This is a genomic window from Paenibacillus sp. FSL R7-0333 (assembly GCF_038000365.1).
Lineage (GTDB): Bacteria > Bacillota > Bacilli > Paenibacillales > Paenibacillaceae > Paenibacillus_AQ > Paenibacillus_AQ silagei.
Genome location: NZ_JBBOBZ010000001.1, coordinates 5688788 through 5709708, shown reverse-complemented (window position 1 = coordinate 5709708; position 20921 = coordinate 5688788). Strand labels below are relative to the sequence as shown.

The 20921-nt window shown below is 54.4% G+C and carries 18 protein-coding genes; all 18 read left to right on the top strand.

Going from position 1 to position 20921, the window contains the following annotated elements; translation table 11 throughout:
• The first annotated feature begins 660 nt into the window (after window positions 1-660).
• Window positions 661-978 (top strand): hypothetical protein, encoded by a 318-nt coding sequence (locus MKY86_RS24120; RefSeq protein ID WP_076079414.1) that lies wholly within the window; start codon window positions 661-663, stop codon window positions 976-978.
• Window positions 979-1094: 116 nt separating this feature from the next.
• Window positions 1095-1874, top strand: a complete 780-nt coding sequence (locus MKY86_RS24115; RefSeq protein ID WP_076079415.1) for an SDR family NAD(P)-dependent oxidoreductase — start codon at window positions 1095-1097, stop codon at window positions 1872-1874.
• A 259-nt stretch (window positions 1875-2133) separates the two neighbouring features.
• Window positions 2134-2466: a DUF3139 domain-containing protein gene (locus tag MKY86_RS24110; RefSeq protein ID WP_076079417.1), complete on the top strand. Its 333-nt coding sequence runs from the start codon at window positions 2134-2136 to the stop codon at window positions 2464-2466.
• 129 nt (window positions 2467-2595) lie between these two features.
• On the top strand, window positions 2596-2862 hold the full coding sequence (locus tag MKY86_RS24105; protein ID WP_076079418.1) for a hypothetical protein: 267 nt from the start codon (window positions 2596-2598) through the stop codon (window positions 2860-2862).
• A gap of 270 nt (window positions 2863-3132) precedes the next feature.
• Window positions 3133-4092 carry an ABC transporter permease subunit gene (locus MKY86_RS24100; protein WP_083685112.1) on the top strand — a complete coding sequence of 320 codons (960 nt, stop codon included), beginning with the start codon at window positions 3133-3135 and terminating at the stop codon, window positions 4090-4092.
• Window positions 4093-4103: 11 nt separating this feature from the next.
• Window positions 4104-4970 (top strand): carbohydrate ABC transporter permease, encoded by an 867-nt coding sequence (locus MKY86_RS24095; protein WP_076079419.1) that lies wholly within the window; start codon window positions 4104-4106, stop codon window positions 4968-4970.
• A 99-nt stretch (window positions 4971-5069) separates the two neighbouring features.
• Entirely contained in the window at window positions 5070-6668 is a 1599-nt protein-coding gene (locus MKY86_RS24090; protein ID WP_083685115.1) for an extracellular solute-binding protein, read from the top strand.
• A gap of 50 nt (window positions 6669-6718) precedes the next feature.
• On the top strand, window positions 6719-8335 hold the full coding sequence (locus MKY86_RS24085) for a response regulator (protein WP_076079420.1): 1617 nt from the start codon (window positions 6719-6721) through the stop codon (window positions 8333-8335).
• The gene (locus MKY86_RS24080; RefSeq protein ID WP_076079421.1) at window positions 8332-10107 is read left to right on the top strand and encodes a cache domain-containing sensor histidine kinase; all 1776 of its coding nucleotides are present in this window, start codon (window positions 8332-8334) and stop codon (window positions 10105-10107) included. Before MKY86_RS24085 ends, MKY86_RS24080 begins: the two co-directional genes overlap by 4 nt.
• 70 nt (window positions 10108-10177) lie before the next feature.
• Window positions 10178-11545, top strand: a complete 1368-nt coding sequence (locus MKY86_RS24075) for a hypothetical protein (RefSeq protein ID WP_076079422.1) — start codon at window positions 10178-10180, stop codon at window positions 11543-11545.
• Window positions 11538-12698: a glycoside hydrolase family 88 protein gene (locus tag MKY86_RS24070; RefSeq protein WP_076079423.1), complete on the top strand. Its 1161-nt coding sequence runs from the start codon at window positions 11538-11540 to the stop codon at window positions 12696-12698. The genes MKY86_RS24075 and MKY86_RS24070 overlap by 8 nt, the downstream gene beginning before the upstream one ends.
• Window positions 12699-12793: 95 nt before the next feature.
• Entirely contained in the window at window positions 12794-13957 is a 1164-nt protein-coding gene (locus MKY86_RS24065) for a GntR family transcriptional regulator (protein ID WP_076079424.1), read from the top strand.
• 237 nt (window positions 13958-14194) lie between these two features.
• Window positions 14195-15481, top strand: a complete 1287-nt coding sequence (locus MKY86_RS24060; RefSeq protein ID WP_076079476.1) for a glycoside hydrolase family 125 protein — start codon at window positions 14195-14197, stop codon at window positions 15479-15481.
• A gap of 49 nt (window positions 15482-15530) precedes the next feature.
• Entirely contained in the window at window positions 15531-16832 is a 1302-nt protein-coding gene (locus tag MKY86_RS24055) for an ABC transporter substrate-binding protein (protein WP_076079425.1), read from the top strand.
• 75 nt (window positions 16833-16907) lie between these two features.
• Window positions 16908-17795: a carbohydrate ABC transporter permease gene (locus MKY86_RS24050; RefSeq protein WP_076079426.1), complete on the top strand. Its 888-nt coding sequence runs from the start codon at window positions 16908-16910 to the stop codon at window positions 17793-17795.
• Window positions 17796-17827: 32 nt separating this feature from the next.
• Window positions 17828-18715, top strand: coding sequence for a carbohydrate ABC transporter permease (locus tag MKY86_RS24045; RefSeq protein ID WP_076079427.1), 888 nt, complete (start codon window positions 17828-17830; stop codon window positions 18713-18715).
• 44 nt (window positions 18716-18759) lie between these two features.
• A complete protein-coding gene (locus MKY86_RS24040) occupies window positions 18760-19836 on the top strand; it encodes a glycoside hydrolase family 76 protein (protein WP_076079428.1) in 1077 nt (358 codons plus the stop codon).
• Window positions 19837-19855: 19 nt separating this feature from the next.
• Window positions 19856-20914 carry a glycoside hydrolase family 76 protein gene (locus tag MKY86_RS24035; RefSeq protein WP_076079429.1) on the top strand — a complete coding sequence of 353 codons (1059 nt, stop codon included), beginning with the start codon at window positions 19856-19858 and terminating at the stop codon, window positions 20912-20914.
• Window positions 20915-20921 lie beyond the last annotated feature (7 nt).

Here is a 20921-nt window from a genome sequence, read left to right as displayed (position 1 = left end):
GGCCCACGCGCCGCTCGCCGTCCCATTGTAATCGGTTTTTCGATTACAATCGGCCCACGCGCCGCTCGCCGTCCCGTTGTAATCGGTTTTTCGATTACAATCGGCCCACGCGCCGCTCGCCGTCCCCGTTGTAATCGGTTTTTCGATTACATTCGGCCCACGCGCCGCTCGCCGTCCCATTGTAATCGGTTTTTCGATTACAATCGGCCCACGCGCCGCTCGCCGTCCCATTGTAATCGGTTTTTCGATTACATTCGGCCCACGCGCCGCTCGCCGTCCCATTGTAATCGGTTTTTCGATTACATTCGGTCTACGCGCCGCTCGCCGTCCCGTTGTAATCGGTTTTTCGATTACAATCGGCCCACGCGCCGCTCGCCGTCCCATTGTAATCGGTTTTTCGATTACATTCGGTCTACGCGCCGCTCGCCGTCCCATTGTAATCGGTTTTTCGATTACATTCGGTGCTCGCAAGCAGGCCCGGCCTGAATGTATGTGGAAAACAGCATACGTTGTGTTCGGCTGAAACGATACCGTCCTTTAAATGGACGGGAAAGCCGTTTCTACTGTGGTGCAGCAGATGAACAGGTATTGTGGAAACAATGTTAGCTTTGGTGTAATACTTCTGACTAGCGGGTAATGGGATAGCATAGGGGGTGAAGTATGGTTAGACCCGTTAGAATACTCTGGATAAGCGCTGTAGTGGTGAATATCGTAGGATTGGCCCTCTTTCTGTTACAGACGAGCCCGGGGTTCAGCCAAGGGTTTATCCTGGATGTTGTAAATATAATGCTGCTCCAGATATTAGGCATCCCCTCTGCGGTTTTGGTTGTTGCGTCGCTTCTTCTGTTGAAGTACACAAGGAAACCGCCAGGCTGGGCGGGGTACATAGGAATCTTCATCATGATAGGGGCACTGCTGTGGATTGGGGGATATTTTCTGCTTTTTGCAAGGCTGATGCTATTCGAGAACGTCCGGTAAAAATAATACTTTACTGATCGTTCTCGAATATGCTAAGATGCTGGTACGCGACAGATTATTTTTTTGACTATAGTAGAACGAACGGTCTCAAATGAAACAGATGAGGAGTGTTAACGATGGGGAAGCTTGACGGGAAAGTTGCATTGATTACTGGAGGAAATAGCGGGATTGGGCTGGCTAGTGCCAGGTTATTTGTGGCGGAGGGCGCCAGAGTGGTCATTACCGGCCGTAATCCGGTATCTCTGCAGGCGGCGGTAGAAGAGCTGGGTGCGGAGCACGTAGTTGCTGTCCAGGCGGATGCGACTGATCCGCAGAGTGCGGTGAAGGCTGTGAATGCAGCAATAGAGGCCTTCGGCAGACTGGATGTGGTCTATGCGAATGCAGGAATCGCGGGCTATACACCGCTGGGCAGCACAGAGCTTGCCACCTTCGAGGAAGTGCTCCGGGTCAATGTGACCGGTACCTTCTTCACCGTCCAGGCAGCTCTGCCTCATCTGAAGGCTGGAGCTTCAGTCATTCTGACCGGCTCCGTGTTAGCCAAGGCCGGAAGACCCGGCAATTCCGCCTATGCCGCCAGCAAAGGAGCGGTCAGCAGCATGACGAAGGTGCTGGCCTCCGAGCTGTCTCCGCTGGGCATCCGGGTCAACAACATCGCGCCCGGCGTAACGCGCACTCCGATCTGGGGAGAGTCGGCGATGGATAACTGGAAGCAGGTCGAGGCAGGCATGGCACTGTCGATTCCGCTGGGCCGCGCGGGTGTACCCGAAGAGATCGCTAAGGTAGCGCTGTTCCTGGCCTCCGAGGATTCGTCATATATCCAAGGCGCAGATATCGCCGTAGACGGCGGTGCAGGCAGCTCGCCGCTGGGCGCACCGGTATACCGCCAGAACGCATAAGGATGCAGAGTGGCGGGAAGAGTGGCAGAAAGAGTGGCAGGAAGCACCTTGAGGGGTGCTTTTTTGCGTTAAGAGTGAAGCAAGGGCAAAAAGAGTGGGAGTTCACTGATTTCACCGGACGCAAGCTGAAAGAGTATATGAGTAGTCCGAAATGTATGTTTGCCGGCATTCACCAGTGTGATAAAATGAATTGAAACATGTAAAAATATGTTATTCTCACTCTGAGCTAAAATCCTATCTTTGAACGGAGGTTATCCGCATGAGGCTTACTAACCGGGGGACGATAATAGCTCTGCTGGTACTCGTTGTTGTTGCAGGAGGGATCTACCTGTCGCTAACCGGGTTACCTTATAAAAGAAGCCACATCGCTAATGAGGTCAAAGCATACCTGATTCATACCAGAGCTTACCCTGCAGCAGATATTCAAGAGATCCGAGGAGTCTATAGCTTGAAATCGGGCGATTATGAAGCGGTGGTACGCTATAAGGATGAACCCAGTCAGAACTATACCTATGCCAAAGTGAATGGAGTGTTCAGACTAGTCGGAGTCAGCAGCATGAGCGGAGGACATATAGATGAGACTTTTTATTGAAGATTAGATTCCAATAAGAGGTAAAAGGTCTGTGTTGTCGAATAAAAGAATAGATATACAGAGTGAAAAGTTCGCATGTAAGGCTAGTGTTGTGTAAACGCTCACAATAGATGCAGGAGGCGAATCAGGATGGACGGAAGCAAGTCGTTAATTTATCAAATTCTCAAGACGATTGAAGAGGGCAAAGAACCGGTACTGGAGAACCTGGAGGGTGTTACGGTCGGGGGCTTCCACAGTGCACTCGAACAGATTGTGGAGAACAAACTGGCGAATAACATCAGCTTCTCCCTCAGCGGTAAAGGTAAGAAGGCGGTCCGCGTCGCGAATACAAGCGGCTCTAAACTGACTGCGCAAGGCGTTAATTATATTCATGTTCAGGACAGCCGCAGCTTCTAAGCCTGCCCTTGATCCTGGCAGGGATAAACGATATTACCCGAACACCCGCAGACTGGAGATGGGTCTCCTGCAGCGGGTGTTTTTTGCTGTGGGCAGAATGTGGCTTACACCAGCCTTCGGATAACTCGGGCAGATCCGGATGAACCCGGTTACAGTTGAATAACCGTCCCTCACAATCGGATTTTGCCTTATGGCTTGCAGTGCCGCTACTTATAATAAAGTTACGACAGCGGCGGCCGAGCAGGCAGCCAAGGAAGGAAGAGAAGAGTGATGAAACTTCGGATTAAGGAGAGTCAGAACGGCTTGCCGGCAATACCGGTCAAGACCGGGGGCCTGGGGAAGACACTGCGCAGGGACTGGTTCCTGTATGCGATCCTTGTGCCTTTTGTATTATGGTATATCCTGTTTGCCTTTAAGCCGATGTACGGGCTGCAGATTGCCTTCAAGGATTACAGCGTTTTTCAGGGCATCGCGGGCAGTCCGTGGGCAGGCTTCAGCCACTTTGAAGCATTCCTGCAGAGTGATTACTTCCTGCGGGTGCTGAAGAACACGCTGCTGATCAGCTTGTACAGCCTGTTATTCGCATTTCCGGCACCGATCCTGCTGGCATTGCTGCTTAATGATGTGAAGAACGCCATGTTCAAAAAAACGGTGCAGACCATTACTTACCTGCCCCACTTTATCTCTGTTGTCGTTGTGTGCGGCATCGTAACCAATCTGCTTGCACCCGGCAACGGGATTGTTAACCTTCTGCTGGAGCAGCTGGGCTTCGAGAAAATTTATTTCCTCGCCGTGCCGGAGTATTTCCGCACCATCTTCGTCTCGATGGGCATCTGGCAGGAAATGGGCTTCTCTGCCATTATCTACATTGCAGCGCTGGCAGGCATCAATACGGATCTGTATGAGGCGGCGGTGGTAGACGGAGCTAATAAATGGAAGCGTATGCTAAATGTGACCCTGCCGGGAATTCTGCCTACGATCATGATCATGCTGATTCTGAAGATCGGCAGTCTGCTGGAGGTCGGCTATGAGGCGATTATTCTGCTCTATCAGCCTGCAACCTACGAGACGGCAGACGTCATTAACAGCTATGTCTACAGGGAAGGGATCTTGAACGGCCGTTACGACATGGCTACAGCAGTCGGATTATTCAACTCGGTTGTGGGCCTGCTCCTCATTGTAATCTCTAACCGGCTCAGCAAAAAATACACCGGCAACGGTCTCTGGTAGGTGAAGAAATCATGACAGAAAGCCGCGGCGAAAAGATTTTTTACCGCTTCAATTATGTATTCCTGACGCTTCTGATGATCATTGTCCTGTTCCCTGTACTCTATGTGCTGTCCGCTTCCTTCAGTTCTCCGGATGCGGTGGTGTCAGGCCGGGTGATTCTGTTCCCCGTCGAGCCGACACTGGACGCTTATAAGGCGGTCTTCCGGGAGCCGACCATTTGGCTCGGGTACGCCAATACGCTATTTTATACTGTCGCAGGTACACTGGTCAGTATGGTACTTACGATCTGCGGTGCATACAGCTTGTCTAAGCGCAGGCTCAAAGGCCGGAAGGCGATCAATCTGATGATATCCTTCACGCTTGTCTTCAATGCGGGCATTATCCCTATCTATATGAACTTCCGCAGCCTGGACATGCTCGATACGCGGAGTGCAATCATCTTCGGCTTCGCTATTTCGACCTTTAATGTTATTATCCTGCGCACCTTCTTCCAGTCTGTTCCCGAAGAGCTGGAGGAGGCAGCCCGCATTGACGGGGCGAGCGAGGCCACCATTCTGCTGCGGATTATGCTGCCCTTGTCCAAGGCTGCCTTGGCGACAGTTACGCTCTTCTATGCGGTAGGGCGCTGGAACGGATACTTCTGGGCCATGGTGCTGCTGCGCAGTGAGGACAAGGTGCCGCTGCAGGTGCTGCTGAACCGTCTGGTGGTACAGATGAAGCCGAGCGATTCCATGATGGTCACGGACAGCTCCTATCTGATTGCAGAAACGGTCATCTACGCCACGATTGTGGTTGCCGTTCTTCCGATGATGCTCTTCTATCCGTTTATCCAGAAGTATTTCGTACACGGAGTCATGATCGGTTCCATCAAGGGCTGAAGCCAGTAGCGGTGCCGCCAGGGAAGCCTTGACCGGAGGCGTACTTGTTTGCATAGAAAAGGGATAAGATATACTAGATAAAAGGGAGGATTATTGTACATGAAAAAGATGAAAAGCCTGCTGCTTGCACCAGCGCTTATGGCCGTCCTGGTATCAGGCTGCGGCGGCAACGAGGGGGCAGCCCCATCCCCGTCAGCGAATAATTCAGGCGTTTCGCCTGCCGCCTCTGCTTCACCTGCCGCAACACCGGCAGCAAATGTGGAACCGCGAAACCTTAACTTCTATTATTATAGCCAGGCGCTTCAGATTAACGGCGATTTGCCGATTTTTCAGGAAGCGGCCAAGGCTACCGGCGTCACACTGAAGAATGTAGCTCCGACCGGAGGCGACGATGCCCAGGCGTGGAATCTGCTGCTCGCTTCGGGTGAACTGCCTGATATTGTGGCTTACCAGCTGTCCGGACTTAATAATATCGCTGTTCAGGGCGCGCTTGTGCCGCTGGATGATCTGCTGGCCGAGAATGCTCCGAACTTCAAGGCGTTCCTGGACGGGAACAAGGCGGTTAAGAGTGCTATCACTGCCTCAGACGGCAAGATTTATGTCGTGCCGTTCGTGTCTGACGGGGAAGCCCAGGAGGGCTGGTATATCCGTCAGGATTGGCTCGACAAGCTGGGGCTGAAGGCTCCGGCAACGGTTCAGGAGTACTACGAGGTGCTGAAGGCGTTCCGTGAACAGGACCCTAACGGAAACGGCAAGAAGGACGAGGTGCCTTTCTTCTCCCGCAATGCTACTTCTGGCTTCGCTTCCCTGTTTCCGCTGTGGGATGCCTCGCTGTCCTTCAAGCTGAAGGACGGCAAGATCGTATACGGGCCGAACGAGCCGGAGTATAAGACGGCTGCGACCGAGACAGCTAAGTGGTACAAGGAAGGGCTGATTGATAAGGAGATCTTCACCCGCGGCAATACCGCACGGGATATTCTCTTTGCGAATGATACCGGGGGTTCTGTACATGACTGGTTCGCCAGCACCGCCAATTACAACAATAAGCTCCAGCCGACTCTGCCGGATTTCTCGCTGCGTCCTATCGCACCTCCGGCCAGCATCTCCGGCAAGGTATTTGAAGTAACCAAGCGCAATCCGCTGGGCAACGATGCCGGCTGGGCGATTTCAGCGAATGCCAAGGACCCGGCGGCTGTACTGCGTTATATGGACTTCTGGTGGACTGAAGAGGGACGCCGTCTGCATAACTTTGGAATCGAAGGCGAAACGTACACGGTGGTGGACGGCAAGCCGGTATTCACCGAGAAGGTATTGAATGAGCCTGCTGTAGTCGATTATCTGATCAAGACCACCGGTGCCCAGTTGACGATCGGCGGACATCAGGATTTCGCCTACGAAGAGCAATGGACGAATAAGATCGCTCTGGAAGGCGTGAAAATGTATGTGGACAATAACTACTTCGCCCCGGAGTACCAGGTGCCGCAGCTGAACTTCACCCTGGACGAGGACAAGAAGATTAAGGAGCTGTTCCCGCCGATCGAAACCTATGTGATGGAAACTTCGCAGAAGTGGTTCATGGGCGGAGAGGCAGTGGAGGGCAGCTATGACGCATTCGTTCAGCAGCTGAAGCAGCTGAAGCTGGATGAAGTACTGGAAATCTATAATACGGCTTACGCGCGTTATCTGGAACAACAATAATCAGTTCCGCCTCCTCCGGCCGGAGGAGGCTTTTGAAGGAGGAGGCACCTATGATCAAGCGGACATATACCATGGTCGTAATTGATGATATCCGCGCTGTCGTGAACGGGATCTCCCGGGATATGGACTGGAGCGAACTGGGGATAGACATCGTGGGCACGGCATCCAGCGGCGAGGGAGGTCTGGCGCTCGTGAAGAAGAAGCTGCCCGATATCATTGTGACGGATATCCGTATGCCCAGACTGAGCGGCATTGAGATGATGCGGGAGCTGCGGCCGCAGCTCCCGCAGGCCAAATTTATCTTCATCAGCGGCTATTCCGATTTCGATCATGCGCAGGAAGCGCTTCGTCTGGGCGCCTTCGATTATATCCTCAAGCCCTTCACGCCGAGTCAGCTGGCCGAAGTGGTGAAGAAGGCTGCGGAGGAGCTGGAGAGAGAGCGGCAGCACAGCGAGGAGCTGAGCGACATGCAGCAGAAGCTGCGGGAGAGCATGCCGTTATTGCGCCAGGAATACCTCAGCCTGCTAGTCCGCTTCTCGGCCCAACCGGAGACGCTGCGCAGGCGCTGGGAATTTCTGCAGATGGATATGCAGTCCTCTCCGCTCGCCGTCGTGGTGCTGGAGATTGACCATTTCGTACAGAAAAGCGAGGAGATTCCGGTTAATGATGCGGAGCTGCTGCGGTTTGCCGTGCAGAACATCGTAGAGGAGACTGTGCTCCGGGTGGCTAAGGGAACGCTGTTCCGCGAATCGGTTCACCGCTTCGTGCTCATTGTCAACACAGGGGACGGGGCCAGCGCACTGGGAATCGCCGAGGAATGCCGGGAGAACGCCGAGCGTTACTCCAAATGCACGGTATCGGCAGGCGTAAGCCGGACGGTTCAGGAGCTGGATGAGCTTCCCGTTGCCTATCAGCAGGCGGTAGAGGCACTAACCTACACCTTCTATACCGGCGGCAACAGTGTATTCTTCTGGGAGCATATCACGCAGCGCCCCGAGGTGCTTCCGCGTCCTGATGCCGATCTGGAGAAGGAACTGGTCTATGCGCTGCGCTCCGGTAATGCCGGGCAGGCCGAGAAGTTGCTGCTGATGCTGCTGGAAACTGCCGGGAAGACAGAAGCCCTGCCTTCGCCGGACAGTGCGAAGGCGCTCTGTGTAGAGCTTGCCGCTCTGATCCGCAATGCGGTGCCTGAACTGGCCGGGAGTCCGGAGCTGACCGAGCTAATGAAGGTATTGACCTCGCCCCGCGCGGTGCTGAGCGATCTGCGCGAATCGCTGAAGCAGCTGTGCAAGCTGAGCTGTGCGCAGGTCCAGTCCCGGCTGCAATTCAGCGCCCAAGAGGCGATTCAGGCGGCTATCCGCTTCATTCGTGAGCATCTACATCTCAATCTGCTGGTCGGCGACTATGCTGCCCATGTTCACCTGAGCACCAGCTATTTCTCCAACCTGTTCAAGAAGGTGACCGGGCTCTCTGTCGGCGCTTTCGTCATCCAGGAGAAGATGGAGCAGGCTAAGCTGCAGTTGGCCGGTGACCGGCCCATCGCCGAAATTGCCGAAAGCCTCGGCTATGAGGAGCGCTCCTATTTCAGCGATGTCTTTAAGAAAACGACTGGCATGACGCCCACGGAATTCCGGGCGGCCTATGGGCCCAGACAGGGCAACGGATGAGAAAGCCGATTTTGCGGACATTCCTGCACAATTCCACCTTCAAAACCAGGCTCTGGATCGGCATTGTGTCCATCGTGATTCTGGCGATATGGGTTACAGGCGTCTCCTCGCAATACTTGGCTTCGCGGCTTCTGGAGCGCAAGACGGCAGAGCTCAGCCAGATGATGATCGGCAAATCGGCCCAGGCGCTGGAGGAGAAGCTGCGCAAGGTCCGGCTGTCGGTCCTGACCTTTATGATGAGTCCGCCCTTCGAGGATATTCTCCGCGCCTCGCCGGGAACAGAGGCCAGCTACTATTCTTATTTCGCGCTGAACAACGCGCTGCAGGTGCCCCTGGTCCAGATGCAGCTAATCGAGCCATCCATTGATTCGGTGCTTGTGTCCACGCCCATTAGTGAATTCTATTCTGTCACCGGGGCGAAGCGGACGAATCTGGATTTCGCGGACACTCCGCTAAGCCGGATTATGCAGGAGAAGACGCTGCCGCTCTGGGTTCCGGCCCACCGTGACGGGCTGTTCGAGAACAGCGGCCGTGTACTCAGCCTGCTGATTGAGCCGATCTCGGCCTATCGGGGAACCGATGTGCAGGTGGTCGTCAATGTGCGGGAGTCTGCCATCAAGGAATATGCCGAGACGAATGTGGTCGGCGACAGCGGAAGCATTGCAGTCATTGACGCAGGAGGTAATCCGGTGATGGATGAGCATTCACGCTTCGTGGCCCCCATGCGGGAAGCGGCCTTCCAGAGCGAGGTTAACACAGGGCGCAATCATTTTGAATACAGGTTCGAAGGGAAGGAATATCTGGTCAATTGGGCCAAGGTGACCTTTCCCGATAATTGGATGATCTTCTACTTCCAGCCCAAGGCTGTGCTGCTGAAGGATATCCGTTACATGTGGTGGGCCACACTTATAATCGTTCTCGCGCTCATTCCGCTGGCACTGATTCTGTCGAAGTGGATGACCGGCCTGCTGATCCGCCCTCTCTACCGGCTGCAGCGTCTGATGTCCAGAGCCGGTGACAATGATCTCTCCGTGCGCTTCTCCAGCGATTACAAGGATGAGGTGGCACAGGTGGGCGAACGTTTCAACATCATGCTGGTCAAAATTGAGCAGCTCATCCAGAACGTCACCGAGGCGGAGAAGCAGAAGCGCGTCTCTGAGGTCAAGGCGCTACAGGCGCAGATTGATCCTCATTTTCTCTACAACACCTTAAATACGATTCTCTGGAAATCGGAATCCCGCAAGCAGGAGGATGTGAAGGAGATGATTGTCTCCCTGTCCCAGCTGTTCCGGCTTGGGCTTAATAACGGCCATGATCTGACAACCGTAGCCAAGGAAGTAGATCATGTCACCCGTTACTTAAGCCTACAGCAGCAGTGCTACGAGGAGCTGTTCACCTATGAGATTACGGTGGAGGAGGGGCTGGACGAGCAGCCGCTGCTAAAAATCCTGCTCCAGCCCCTGGTGGAGAACTCGATTCTCCACGGATTCAGGAGTGAAGGCCATACCGGACGGATCATCATCCGCGTGTACCGGGAAGGGACCTTCATCGTCTGTAAGGTGGAGGACAACGGGGAAGGCTTCGACAAGGAGCGGGTAGAAGCCGGACTTGTCTCAGCAACCGGGCAGGAGCATGGCGGCTACGCTCTGCGGAATGTCTACACCCGGCTGCGCCTGCACTATGGGGACAAAGCCGTAATGGAGCTGGAGAGCGAGCCCTACAAGCTTACCGCCGTAACCCTCCGGTTTCCGGGAGAGTATGAAGATAACTAGGGCAGCGGCGGAGAAGCCGCGCCGGGCAGGGTCCGGCAGGAACAAACTATGAATATCTGGAGGGATTGTGTTGAAACCGGAACGACTTATTTATACCTTCGTCAGCTACGCTGCCCATTATGATGCAGACTGGGGCAAGGGTGTCGCCCTTGACGGGATTGAGCGGACTGCGGAGCTTGCGCATAAATATGCGATTCCCGTAACCTGGATCGTCAACCGGGGCTCGATTCCGGTCCTGCGGGAACGGATCGGGGAATGGCATGCGGCCTACGGCGATGAGGTCATCCTGCAATGCCCCTTTTTCGAAGAGGAGGCTGGCTCCTCCAAGGAGGTGCTGAAGCGGCGGCTGGAAGAAGATTGGTCGCTGTTGCAGGAGGCATTCCCATGGGCCGCCACCAAGGTGGCCGCAAGGGGGAAGATATACAATGAAGTGATTGAAGTGCTGGAGGAACTGGATTTTGAAGGCATGTGGGGGTATTGCTATGAGCAGTTCTGGTGGGATGGCATCACCCATAAGGGCATTCCCTGGGGGTCCTGGTATGTGGACAGCGGAAGCTTCAAGGTGCCGCATCCCGGCCGGGGCCAGGTGGTGGCCTGTGAATGGACCGCCCGGGACCTGCACTCCACCTACCATACCGGCAGCCCGGTCATCTATTCCACGGACCCCAACGATGTGCTGCGCGCCGGTCTGTGTACGGGAGAGAATATCGACTACTGGAAGCATCTGTTCGATGAATATTTGTTCAATACAGATCATAACGGGCAGGTGTTTTTCCTCCAGCAGCAGGAAGGCCATGAGATGGAGTTCACAGACCGGTTCACTGTATTCCCGGCTTCCCATGTCGAGGAATGTGCTGGGATGCTGGATCTCTTTTTCAACTATATTACCAGCTATCCTATTACCTTAACGACTTTACCTCATGCTGTACGCCTGTATAAAGAGCAGAATGAATACACGGCACCGTCCTATATGCTGACCCATGATTATCCGGTACGGCCGGAGGTTAACGAATACACCATGACTCTGGGCGGAGTGGGTTTCGGCCCTTGGCCGGAAACCTTTCTATACTATGATAAAGAGTGCCAGCTGTCCTTCGTGGAGGGAGAATGCAGGCCCCGTCTGCTGCGCAATTATATCGGCAAGCTGAACATGAACGATGATTTCACAGAAGCTGTTCCGCCGGTATTCGTGACGAAGTATCTGAAGACAGATACGGTGATTGAGCTTGAATATGAGATTGGGAGCATCAGCGCTGTTCCGTTCGGGTTAGTGTACTGGGATGATCTGGCGGGCTATGAAGTCAGCGCATGTTCAGACGGTGCTGAAGTTAAGCTGATTAAGGATAAGCTTGCCTTCCTCAGATTCAATCTGACCGGCGGCCGGCAGACAATCGGACTTACACTCCGCTTAAAAAGGAGGCTGGAAGGCCATGCATAAAGTACTGCGTGAACTTAAGGCGGATGAGCGTCTGTTCTTCGAACAGGCCCTGAAGTTTGCGGTAGGTAAAATTGAGCAGAATCTGCCCGTATTTACGGAGCTGTTCCCGGCGTCCGCCAGCCAAGATCTGGTCTATCCCGCGATAGAGAATACGGACTGGACGGCCAGCTTCTGGACCGGCATGGTCTGGCTGGCGTATGAATGGACCGGAGACAGCAGGTACCGGGAAGCGGCAGAAGAGCAGCTGGACAGCTTCCGGCGGCGGGTGGAGGAGCGGATCGCGGTGGATACGCATGATCTGGGGTTTCTGTACAGCCTCTCGGCGGTTGCTGCTCACCGGATTACCGGCAATCCGGCGGCGCGGGAGATGGCGCTGGAAGCGGCCGGACTGCTGGCGGACCGTTACTTTCCCGAGGCTGGAATCATTCAGGCATGGGGAGATCTGAATGACCCGGCGCAGCGCGGCCGGATGATTATCGACTGCCTGCTGAATCTTCCGCTGCTCCACTGGGCTGCTGAAGAGACCGGGGACAGCGCCCTGGCATCCATAGCCCACCGACACGCCCGGCAATCAGCCCGGTATCTGGTCCGTCCAGACCATACCTCCTATCACACCTATTATATGGACGCGGAAACGGGCAAGCCGCTGTACGGCAACACTCATCAGGGGTATGCTGATGATTCCTGCTGGGCAAGAGGGCAGGCCTGGGGCATATACGGCTTCGCGCTTGCCTACGCGCATACGGGCGATTCATCGCTGCTTGACGCCTCCAGGCAGCTGGCCGACTATTTCCTGTCCAAACTTCCGGCAGACGGCATTGTCTATTGGGATCTGATATTTACGGATGGTGACCGTCAGGAAAAAGACAGCTCAGCCGCCGCGATTGCCGTCTGCGGGCTGCTGGAGCTGTGCCGGCAATTACCCGATGAAGATCAGGGTGCAGCCGGATACAGGGAGGCTGCCCTGGAGATGCTGGTTATACTCGCTGAACGGTACACAACGAAGGAGCATCCCCATTCCAACGGAATTCTGCTGCATGGTGTCTATAACAAACCACGGGGCTGGGGGATTGATGAATGCACCCTCTGGGGGGATTACTTCTACTGTGAGGCCTTGATGCGGGTGCTTGGAGAGTGGCGGCGTTATTGGTAGACAAGTTCTGGTGACCCGGATCGACAATTACAATATATCATGATATATTATTATGTATGATACCGAAAAATGAACGTCAGGGGACCAGGAACGTTATGGCTGAATCAACCTCTTCCAAGCCGATGTATGAGAAGATCTTTGATGAAGTGAAGGAGAGCATCCTTACGGAGGCTTATAAACCCGGAGAGCGGGTTCCTTCCGAGAAAGAGCTGGCCGAGACCTATAGTGTCAGCCGCATCACCAGCAAAAAAGCACTTGAGATGCTTGCCGCCGAACGGCTGATCGTCCGTAAGCCCGGCCGCGGCTCGTTCGTGGCCGATGGTTCCGCTAAGCAGCCTGACCCGGGGATGAGCCTTACAGCCCCGGCTGCGAAGAATATTCGTGCCAATGAGAAAACAATCGGCCTGATTATCACCGACTTTGGCAACAGCTACGGGACAGGGCTGATTTACGGGATGGAGCAGGCTTCACGCGACAATGACTGCTTTCTGGTGCTGCGCAGAACCTTCGGTGTTCCGGAGAATGAAGAGCAGGCGGTCCAGAAGCTGCTGAATCTGGGTGTGGACGGTCTGATTATTTTCCCGGCCCAGGGCGAGTATTTCAATGCGGGAATTCTGAAGCTGGTCATCGGACGTTTCCCGCTCGTGCTGGTAGACAGACATTTAAAGGGAGTAGCTGCGGCCTCCATCAGCACCGATAATCTGCAGGCAGCTCTTGAAGCGACGGAGTATTTATTTGACCTCGGGCATACGCATATTTCGTTTCTGTCTCCGCCTCCCGTGGATACCACTGCGGTGGAGGACCGGATTGAGGGCTTCATTCAGGCTCATGCCCAGCGGGGAGTCGTGGTTGATAAGGAACTGTGGGTCAGTGATTTAACATCGACGCTGCCGAAGTTTTTTCATGCGGATAATATTGAGCGGGACATCTCGCGGCTGGTCACCCATCTGCAGAGCCATCCGTCCGTAACGGCGTTATTTGCCATTGAATACAATATTGCGCTGCTCGCGAAGACGGCGGTGGAACGTCTGGGGCTGCGCATACCTGAGGATATCTCCATTATCTGCTTCGACAGTCCGCCGACACATCTGGGAGGCGGGTATGCCTTCACCCATATGCGGCAGAATGAAGAGGAGATGGGCCGGATGGCCCTGGAGAATGTGCTCAGTATTATGAACGGGCAAGCCGTCCCCAATAAGGTGATGCTGGAAGCTGAACTGGTGCCCGGGAATTCGACCGGTCCTGTCCGTAACAACTAGCTGTTATAATCCGAAAACCCATTCCGCCGGATGGGTTTTTTTGCTGTGTCCAAAGTGATCTGTTTCCGGCCTGAAGCTTAAGCTTGCAAGTTAGCCTAGTCTAGTCAATATCAGTGTATTTCATATATTAATATATTATTATCTAAAAATACATATTGACATATCATTTACATGCCAATATACTCATTTGTGAAAGCGCTTCATTCATTACAGAGGAGGTCATTCCGATTGAAAGCGATGAAGGAAACACCTGATTCCCTGCAGGAGCTGGCTGGCCGTGTACGTCAAAAACTGCCCAGCCATCCGCACCTGGCAGATATGTTTGAACAGTGTATGCTCAACACCTGGAACACAACGATCAAGCGCAATCCGGATGGAACCACCTTTGTCATTACCGGTGATATCCCGGCCATGTGGCTGCGGGATTCCACCGCACAAGTCCGCCCCTTCCTCATCCCCGCCTCCGAAGATGAAGAGATGGCCGGCATGATTGAAGGGCTTATCGCACAGCAATTCGCCTATATTGCCCTTGATCCCTATGCAAATGCGTTCAACCGGGAAGCGGATGGACGGGGTCACCAGGAAGACAAGACAATGATGAATCCATGGATTTGGGAACGGAAATACGAAATCGATTCCCTCTGCTATCCCATTCAGCTTAGCTATCTGCTATGGAAAAACACCGGGCGGGTCACGCAGTTCAATTCAGCGTTTGAAGCCGGAGTGTGGCAGATTATTAAGCTGTGGATCAGGGAGCAGAATCATGAGAGCGGTTCCGATTATGTTTTTGAACGCATGAACTGCGCACCGACCGATACCCTTGTCCGCGGGGGTAAAGGCTCATTGACCGCCTATACCGGAATGACCTGGTCAGGCTTCCGCCCAAGTGATGATGCCTGCGAATACGGTTACCTGGTTCCTGCCAATATGTTCGCCGTCGTGGTCCTGCGGTACGTTAGCGAAATCGCATCTGATGTGCTTGGCAACCCGGAGCTTGCACAGGCAGCGGAAGATTTGGCTGAGCAGATTAACGGGGGGATCAAGCGGTATGGCATTGTACAGCACCCTGAATATGGCCCGGTATACGCCTATGAGACCGATGGCCTGGGAGGGGTGAACCTTATGGATGACGCCAATGTGCCCAGCCTGCTGTCCATTCCTTACCTTGGCTATGCGCCTGCAGATGATCCGGTGTATCTCAACACCCGCAAGCTTATTTTAAGCCGGACCAATCCTTATTTCTATGAAGGCAAAGCCGCAGCGGGTATTGGAAGTCCGCATACCCCTCCGCATTATATATGGCCTATCGCCTTGGCGGTTCAGGGAATGACCTCCGGGAAGAGGGAGGAGCAGGAGGCTCTGCTTGAGCTGCTGGAACAGACGGATGCCGGGACCGGATTCATGCATGAGGCTTTTCATGCGGATGATCCGCAGAGGTATACCAGACCCTGGTTCTCCTGGGCCAATATGATGTTCTGCGAGCTGCTGCTTATGCGCTGCGGAATTGAGGTGAAGCGAGGCTGAGCAGCGTTGGCTCCTATAACAGACAAATACAAATTAAGGGGATGAAGCAATGAAAAAAGGATGGGTTACGGCACTTTCGGTGATGATGGTCGCTGCCTTGGCGGCTGGCTGCAGCGGCAATTCGGGAAAAGAAAGCCCTGCAAATGACGGCAAAGACGGAAGCGGCAGCAGCGGGAAGAAGACGGAGCTTACGTTCTGGGGCGACTGGGGCGGTGAAGGCCAGAAGCAGTTCGAGACCATGGTGGATGCCTTCAACAAATCACAAGACAAGATTCATGTGAAATATGTGCTGCAGCAGGATATGATCACCAAATTCCTGACGGCGGCTACGAATGGCGGTGCTCCCGATGTGCTGTTCTGGGACCGCTGGCGGACCTCGCTGTATGCTCCCAAGAACGTGCTGCATCCGGTGGATGAGTACTTAACACGTGACGGCATTTCCAAGGATGATTTCTACAGCGAGTCATTGACTGAGCTCTCCCATGACAATAAGTTATACGGGCTTCCGCTGACCGTTGATGCCCGGGCCTTATTCTACAATAAGAAGCTGCTGGACGAAGCGGGGCTTCAGCCTCCGGCTACCTGGGATGAGCTGGAGCAGGCTGCCGCCAAGCTGACCAAGTGGAACGGCGACAAGCTGGAGGTGGCAGGTTTCTCCATGGGCGATCTTGGCCTGTTCAATATGTATCTCCAGCAGGCGGGCGGCCAGATGCTTACAGAGGACGGCAAAACCAATTTCAATAATGAGCAAGGCAAGCAGGTGCTTGAATTCTGGGACCGCCTGATGAACAAAGACAAGGTGTATAAGGTTGGCTTTGAGCTGGGGCTTGGCGAAGGGCAGGATGCCTTCGTTACAGGCAAGGTTGCCATGCTCTATTCTGGGCCCTGGATGCTCAGTACCTATAACAAATACGGTAAAGATCTCGACTATGGCATTGTACCGCCTCCTGCCGGGCCGAACGGCGACAAGGGCAGTGTGATGGGCGGCTTCGGACTCGTGATTCCGGAGGGCTCCAAGCATCATGATGAGGCATGGGAATTCATTAAATGGTGGACCGCGAACAAGGATAATGCCTTGATGTGGGCCAAGACCAGTCTGAATCTTCCGGGCTTCAAGCCTTCGATGGAAGATCCGTTTTTCCAGGATGACCCGCAGTGGAAGCCGTTTCTGGATACGCTGGAATTTGCCAAAATCCGCCCGACTCATCCCGGCTATTCCGTGATGGAGACCGATGCGCTTGCGCCTAATCTTCAGCTGAACCAGCAGAACAAGCAGAGCATTGAAGACACGCTGAAAAAGGCTCAGGAACAAGGCGACAAGATGCTGAAGGATAACGCGGTTGTTAAGTAACCAGCCTGATGCCGCGGGGAGGCGGTGCCTCCCTGCTGCCATGGAGCCTTGCCGGAGGATGAGAGGGGGAGTTGTATGGCTTCCATGAGAAAAGTGGAACGGCACGAAGCCCGGACGGCTTATGTATTCATTACGCCTACGGTGCTGCTGTTCACTGTGTTTACAGTTATACCTGTAGTGATGGCCCTGTATTTAAGCTTCACCAACTATGATGTACTAAGCCAGAATGACTGGGTCGGCCTGGACAACTACCGCCGCCTGATTGAAGACAGTCTGCTGTGGAAGACATTCAAGAATGTGTTCTTCTACTCGATTATTTTTGTTCCGCTGAATATTATCATTTCCCTCCTGCTGTCCATGCTGCTGAGCAGGGCGTGGCGGGGCGTCAAGCTGTTCCGCACCTTCTATTATCTGCCCACGCTGACCTCGGCTGTAGCGGCGGCAACCGTATGGATCTGGCTGCTGCATCCGGAATTCGGTCTGGTGAACGGCTTGTTGTCTTATGTGGGCATTACCGGTCCTGCCTGGCTGTCCGAGACAAGCACGGCGATGCTGTCCATTGTCATGCTCACCCTCTGGCAATCCGTCGGCTCCAATATGATTATTTATCTGGCCGGTCTGCAGGGGGTCCCGGATTATCTCTATGAATCGGCACGGCTGGACGGGGCGAACAAATGGGCCAGCTTCCGCTACATCACTTGGCCGCAGCTGCGGCCTACGACCTTCCTGGTCAGTACGATGGCGATTATCGGCGCATTGCAGCTGTTCGACCAGGCCTTTGTGCTGACGCAGGGCGGTCCGGCCAATGTGACGAAGACTCCGGTCTACCTAATCTATCAGCAGGGCTTCAATCAGCTGCAGATGGGCTATGCCTCGGCGCAGGCCTTTGTGCTTGCTGTAGCCATTCTTATTTTCTCGCTGATTAATATGCGGGTCTCCAAAGCGGAGGAATCGATCATTTAGAGCAGCTTGTCCAGGAAAAGGAGGTTTGCAGGATGGGTGTTACTGGCGGTTCGGCCTTGAAGCAGGGCCTCTACAAGCTCATTTTCTATATTGTATGTATCCTTATAGCGGTTGTTATGTTTCTGCCATTCTACTGGAGTTTGCTAACCTCACTCAAGCCGGATGATGAGATTTTTGCAATGCCGATTCAGTGGTTTCCGAAGCATCTGACCTTTGAGCATTACCGCAAAGCCTTTTCAACGGTGCCATTCGCTTTATTCTTCTGGAATTCGCTCGTGCTGGCGGTGTCGGGCGTCCTGGCTAACCTGTTTTTCGGATCTCTTAGCGGCTATGCCTTTGCGAAGCTAAGATTCAGGCTGAACAAGCCGGTGTTCCGCGTACTGCTGGCGGCAATGATGATTCCCGGCATTGTGACCATGATCCCGACAGTGTATGTGATGCGCCATATTCCGTTTGCCGGGGGTAATGATCTTTTTGGCGGAGGCGGCAATGGACTGATGAACTCCTTCTGGGGCATTATTCTTCCCGGCGCTTCCGGGAGCTTCGCTGTATTCTTTATGCGGCAATTTTTTCTTACGCTCCCCACTGACATGCTGGAGATGGCCCGGATTGAGGGCTGCGGGGAATTTAAAATTTTCTGGCGGATTTATCTGCCGCTTACCCGCCCGGCGCTGGCGACCTTGAGCATCTTCACCTTCCAGGCCGGTTGGAACAGCTTCCTGTGGCCGATGATTGTGCTGAATGATCCGGACAAGGCAACGATTCAGATGGGGCTGCAGGCTTTTTCTTATAATTTCCAGACGGACTACGGGCCGATGATGGCCGGAGCGCTGGTGGCGATTCTGCCGATACTGGTGTTGTTCCTGGCGCTGCAGCGTTATTTTGTACAGGGGATTGCCTTCAGCGGCATCAAAGGCTAAGTCAGCTGTCGATGGCAAATCATTTACGGGGAGAGAGACACCATATGAAGCAAATAGAGCTTGAACAATGGACGGAACGGGCAGACTCGGCGCAGGAAGCGCTGGATGAATGCTTCTGGAACGAAGATATCGGAATGTATGACATTGAGACACCTTGTCCGGAAGGCTCATGTAATACTGTCTTTCATTATTGGTGGATGGCCCATGCCGTGGATGTGCTGGTGGACGGCTTGCTGCGGACTGGGGCTGCTAAGTACCGCGAACGACTGTCCGCTCTACATGCGGGATTGCTCCGCCGTAATGGCGGCTTGTGGCCCAATGAGTTGTACGACGACATGGAGTGGATGGCCTTGGCCTGGCTTCGCGCATATCAGGCAACCGGAGATGAGCTCTACAAAGAGACGGTTCTTATCCTCTGGACGGATATCAGAACCGGCTGGAACAGCCATTCAGGGGGCGGTATCGCCTGGCAGAAATCGCAGCTGGATTACAAGAACACCCCCGCTAATGCACCGGCTGCTATCCTTGCCGCCCGCCTGTATCAGGCCTTTGGAGATCCACAGGACCTGGAGTGGGCACATACGCTGTATAACTGGCAGCAGTCCCATCTGGTGGACCCGGAGACGGGCTTCGTCTGGGATGGAATGAACCGTACCGGTGACGGCAGGATCGATAAGGATTGGAAATATACGTACAATCAGGGTGTTTATATCGGTGCGGCTATCGAGCTGTACCGGGTTACTGGGAGCTGTGACTATCTGGAGGAGGCCCGGCGCACGTTCGGCGCAGCGGTCAAGGAGCTCGCTGGCCAGAATTCCGGCATGCTCCCGGATGAGGGCGGCGGCGATGCCGGTCTCTTCAAGGGCATTCTGGTCCGCTATGCGGCAGAACTGGCACAGGCCGATCAGACAGACGGAGCTGTCGAGGCCTTCCTGCGCAGTAACGCAGAGCTGCTGTGGCACCAGGGGAAGCCGGCAGACCGGGTGCTGTTCGGACCCGATTGGACAAAGGCACCTTCGGACACTGTGCAATTGAGCACCCAGCTCAGCGGCATCAAGCTGCTGGAGCGGATGGCTGTGCTTGCAGGGACGGGGCAGCCGAGGGCTCAACCCTCATTTTAAAATAGGAGGAGGTGGGCTTATGGATCATTCTAACGGGACATCATTAGCAGAGAACTGGGCAGAACGTGCGGACTGGCTTCAAGACTCTCTCTGGCGGCACTACTATAATGTGGACAGCGGAATTATGAACCAATGGTATCCGCGAGAATACAGCAGGGCAGGCGACAATTTCTACTACTGGTGGCAGGCTCATGTCATTGATGTTCTGACCGATGCTTACGAACGGACACGGGATTCCAGGTATGCCGAACGCATCCGCAGTCTGAGCCGCAGCTTGCACGCCTATAACGGCGGGACGTTCAAGCATAATTATTATGATGACATGGAATGGACCGCCCTTGCGCTGCTGCGGGCGTATCAGGCTACCGGCGAAGCGGAATACCTGAATGCTGTACTTGAATTATGGGCGGATATTCAGACGGCCTGGAATGAGCACTGCGGGGGCGGCATGGCCTGGAAAAAGGATCAGCTGGATTATAAGAACACTCCAGCGAATGCCCCGGCCGCTATTCTGGCCGCCCGCCTATACTCGCTGCGTGGACAGGAGGAGGATTTGAACTGGGCGATCCGGATTTACCGCTGGAACCAGGCCAATCTGGTGGACCCGGACACCGGATTCGTATGGGATGGAATGAACCGGCAGGGGGATGGGCAGATAGATTACGACTGGGAATTCACTTACTGTCAGGGCGTGTTCGTGGGGGCGGGGATAGAGCTCTGCCGTGTCACCGGCGATTCCGGCTATGCCGCAGATGCCCGCCGGACCGCTGAGGCCTGCATAGACCGCTTATGCCATTCTGAATCGCTGCTGCTGCCGGATGAAGGGATTGACGACACCGGATTGTTCAAGGGAATTCTGATCCGCTATCTGGTACAGCTGGAGCAGCATTTCCCCGGAAATGACCGGGTCCGTGAAGTCATATGGGCCAATGCCCGGACGCTATGGGGGCAAGGGCTGGACCGGACGCTGGGCCTGTGCGGACCCTCTTGGGAGCAGGTTCCCGGGTTGCCGTTACAGCTCAGTGTACAGCTCAGCGGTCTGATGCTGCTGGAGGGAGTAGCCAAGCTTGATCATTAGCGTATTG

Coding starts and splice junctions, on each gene's coding strand:
- MKY86_RS24085 (WP_076079420.1), top strand. CDS start 6,719: ATGATCAAGCGGACATATACCATGGTCGTAATTGATGATATCCGCGCT.
- MKY86_RS24120 (WP_076079414.1), top strand. CDS start 661: ATGGTTAGACCCGTTAGAATACTCTGGATAAGCGCTGTAGTGGTGAAT.
- MKY86_RS24035 (WP_076079429.1), top strand. CDS start 19,856: ATGGATCATTCTAACGGGACATCATTAGCAGAGAACTGGGCAGAACGT.
- MKY86_RS24090 (WP_083685115.1), top strand. CDS start 5,070: ATGAAAAAGATGAAAAGCCTGCTGCTTGCACCAGCGCTTATGGCCGTC.
- MKY86_RS24070 (WP_076079423.1), top strand. CDS start 11,538: ATGCATAAAGTACTGCGTGAACTTAAGGCGGATGAGCGTCTGTTCTTC.
- MKY86_RS24040 (WP_076079428.1), top strand. CDS start 18,760: ATGAAGCAAATAGAGCTTGAACAATGGACGGAACGGGCAGACTCGGCG.
- MKY86_RS24110 (WP_076079417.1), top strand. CDS start 2,134: ATGAGGCTTACTAACCGGGGGACGATAATAGCTCTGCTGGTACTCGTT.
- MKY86_RS24080 (WP_076079421.1), top strand. CDS start 8,332: ATGAGAAAGCCGATTTTGCGGACATTCCTGCACAATTCCACCTTCAAA.
- MKY86_RS24105 (WP_076079418.1), top strand. CDS start 2,596: ATGGACGGAAGCAAGTCGTTAATTTATCAAATTCTCAAGACGATTGAA.
- MKY86_RS24050 (WP_076079426.1), top strand. CDS start 16,908: ATGGCTTCCATGAGAAAAGTGGAACGGCACGAAGCCCGGACGGCTTAT.
- MKY86_RS24065 (WP_076079424.1), top strand. CDS start 12,794: ATGGCTGAATCAACCTCTTCCAAGCCGATGTATGAGAAGATCTTTGAT.
- MKY86_RS24055 (WP_076079425.1), top strand. CDS start 15,531: ATGAAAAAAGGATGGGTTACGGCACTTTCGGTGATGATGGTCGCTGCC.
- MKY86_RS24060 (WP_076079476.1), top strand. CDS start 14,195: ATGAAGGAAACACCTGATTCCCTGCAGGAGCTGGCTGGCCGTGTACGT.
- MKY86_RS24115 (WP_076079415.1), top strand. CDS start 1,095: ATGGGGAAGCTTGACGGGAAAGTTGCATTGATTACTGGAGGAAATAGC.
- MKY86_RS24095 (WP_076079419.1), top strand. CDS start 4,104: ATGACAGAAAGCCGCGGCGAAAAGATTTTTTACCGCTTCAATTATGTA.
- MKY86_RS24045 (WP_076079427.1), top strand. CDS start 17,828: ATGGGTGTTACTGGCGGTTCGGCCTTGAAGCAGGGCCTCTACAAGCTC.
- MKY86_RS24100 (WP_083685112.1), top strand. CDS start 3,133: ATGAAACTTCGGATTAAGGAGAGTCAGAACGGCTTGCCGGCAATACCG.